This is a genomic window from Iodobacter sp. (assembly GCF_025352645.1).
In the GTDB taxonomy this organism is placed as follows: Bacteria; Pseudomonadota; Gammaproteobacteria; order Burkholderiales; family Chitinibacteraceae; genus Iodobacter.
In genome coordinates this window covers 1-2,196 of the sequence record NZ_JANXSO010000041.1, presented here as the reverse complement: position 1 = coordinate 2,196, position 2,196 = coordinate 1, and the positions used below count along the sequence as shown (strand labels likewise).

The window sequence follows — 2,196 nt, the reverse complement described above, 5'->3', positions numbered from 1 at the left end:
CTCTAATGCCATAATGCTCTGCACTAATTCGCCCTCAAGCCCACGGCGAAAGCGCACATCCTGCACAAATTGGCTCACACCGAGAGGATCATTTTTATCCAGCAATTCAAGACCAGCTGGCAATTTAGCCACCACGCCTTTCGCCGCCAATAGCATGCGAACACGGCCTAAATCACCATTTTCAACTAATACTTGGCCACTTTGCGGATGTAGACGATATTTAATATGCTCCGCATCGAGCACCGCCATCATATCGGCAGCGGCAATTTTTTCTGTATTGCCAAATATCGGTTTGTAATTGGAATCGTCGTGCCATAGATACACCATCAGCAATACGCTAATGGCAATGGCGAATGCAATAATTGGTAATACCAGTTTTATAAATGATGAAGGATTGCTATTACGCTCAGTATTGCGTAATCGATCAAATCCCATTTTTAATTGTGCAAACATATTTCCCTGCAGCCTTTATAAGGGCATCTTCATCAGATCGTCGACCGCAGCCATAACCTTATTGCGTACCTGAGTCATCATCGAAAACGACAAGCTCGCCTCTTGGCTCATCAGCATTGCGCCAACTAGATCATTGCTAGCCCCACTATCCACATCGGCCATTTTGCTGGCTGCCTGCTGCTCCTGCTGATCTACATTACGGACTGCATTGGCCATAATAGCCATAAATCCGCCACTGCCTTGGCTATGTTCTGCGGGCGAATACTGGCTGTTGCCAGAGATGGCCGCCATCTCACCCAGCATCTTTGTCTGCTCAGTTTTCAACGCCGAAGCGATTGCATTCACCATATAAACATCCAGTATTGACCAGAAAATAACGCAGCTATTTTTACAAACTACTTACAGGGCGCGGATTCTAACAGCAGTACATAGGCATGATGCTGTGTGAATTTTTACCCTGCAAATTTCTTACATGAACATATCATAAAATTCTAATACTAAAGTACAATGCGCGCGAAATGCCAAATTCATCTTTCTTCCCCGTTCTTTCCTTGTTCTAAAAAAGCAGCGCGTCCATGGCAAAAGCAAAACGTGCTCTGCACGAAAAAAACAGTATTACGTTGGATCACAGCACGCTAGGCCGCCCCCTGCATCTTTTAGCTGGGCTAAACGAGCGGCTTAAAAATGAAGTCAATACATTTTTAAAAAGCGAATTCAACCACCCCTATCGCGCCATGCTTGGAGTAAGCCAACTCAGCCAATCCGCCAGCAAGGCCACGCCCGTGCAATGGCTAGACTTAAGCGTGGGCCATTTAGCAGTAGAGATGTCACGCCCTTTTTTGCTGCGCACACTGGATTACCGCTATGGCGCAAAAGCTAAACCCACGGCGATTACTGAGCAAGATTTAAGCAGCGAGCCAAGCAGTACCGAGCTGCGCTTAAAAAGTAGCTTGGCAAATAAATTAGCTGGCGTTTTTTTAGCGTTTTTAAATCAAAACCAAATCAGCCCAAGCCCAAGTGTTTTGCACACTGATGCGGCATGGCAAATAGACATTGAAATTGTTGATCAGATCGATCAGCAATTAGGCAACATTTGCCTAGTTCTAAATCATGCATTATTTGATTTACTGCTAAAGCAAGTGGCCAAGCCACGCAGTAATAGCAAAAGCCAAACCGCTTTTTTTGATCAATTAAAAATAAAATGCCATGTGCACTTGGCAGAAAAAGCCCTGACTTTAGACGATGTACTCAAATTAAAAGTCGGTGAAATCATGCCAATTAGCCTGCAAGCACGGGCTAATGTTTATATCGGTAAAAGCAAATTATTTACCGCCAGCGTCGCCGAAAATAACGGCGCTTTATGCCTGACCTCATTTGAAGATGCAGATTAATCCCATGAATATGAATGAAGATTTTGATTTAGAAAACGCATTGCAAGAAATGGAATCGGGTGAAGCCGCCGCAGCCCCTGTGGCGGTGCCTAAGCGCGACCTCAACCCATTTTTAAGAAAAATACCCGTTACGCTGACTTTAGAAGTGGGCGCAAGCGATATCTCCTTGGCCGAGCTATTAGCCATTGAATACGGCTCAGTGCTGGAGCTAAATAAACTCGCGGGTGAGCCGCTGGATATCAAGGTAAATGGCACCACCATCGGCAAGGCCGAAGTGGTGATTACCGGCGAAAGCTATGGCTTACGTGTGGTTGAATTAGATCACCTCGATTTACAAACTCTGGCCTCATGA

General features: G+C 45.3%; 3 protein-coding genes and 1 pseudogene. 2 read left to right on the top strand and 2 right to left on the bottom strand.

Annotation, left to right across the window (positions count from 1 at the left end; translation table 11 throughout):
• Positions 1-453: pseudogene (locus Q0R17_RS05540) on the bottom strand (flagellar M-ring protein FliF); the annotation flags it as partial.
• 15 nt (positions 454-468) lie between these two features.
• Complete coding sequence (locus Q0R17_RS05535) at positions 469-801, bottom strand: flagellar hook-basal body complex protein FliE (protein ID WP_293932838.1); 333 nt, start codon at positions 799-801, stop codon at positions 469-471.
• A gap of 227 nt (positions 802-1,028) precedes the next feature.
• Between Q0R17_RS05535 and Q0R17_RS05530 the strand changes: the two genes are divergently transcribed.
• Together Q0R17_RS05530 and fliN are read left to right on the top strand one after the other, a co-directional pair.
• Positions 1,029-1,844 carry a FliM/FliN family flagellar motor switch protein gene (locus tag Q0R17_RS05530; protein ID WP_293932836.1) on the top strand — a complete coding sequence of 272 codons (816 nt, stop codon included), beginning with the start codon at positions 1,029-1,031 and terminating at the stop codon, positions 1,842-1,844.
• 4 nt (positions 1,845-1,848) lie between these two features.
• On the top strand, positions 1,849-2,196 hold the full coding sequence (gene fliN / locus Q0R17_RS05525) for a flagellar motor switch protein FliN (protein WP_293932834.1): 348 nt from the start codon (positions 1,849-1,851) through the stop codon (positions 2,194-2,196).

Bases quoted from the DNA above. Each gene is read 5' to 3' on its own strand.
- Q0R17_RS05535 (WP_293932838.1), bottom strand. From the start codon at position 801: ATGGTGAATGCAATCGCTTCGGCGTTGAAAACTGAGCAGACAAAGATG.
- Q0R17_RS05530 (WP_293932836.1), top strand. From the start codon at position 1,029: ATGGCAAAAGCAAAACGTGCTCTGCACGAAAAAAACAGTATTACGTTG.
- fliN (WP_293932834.1), top strand. From the start codon at position 1,849: ATGAATATGAATGAAGATTTTGATTTAGAAAACGCATTGCAAGAAATG.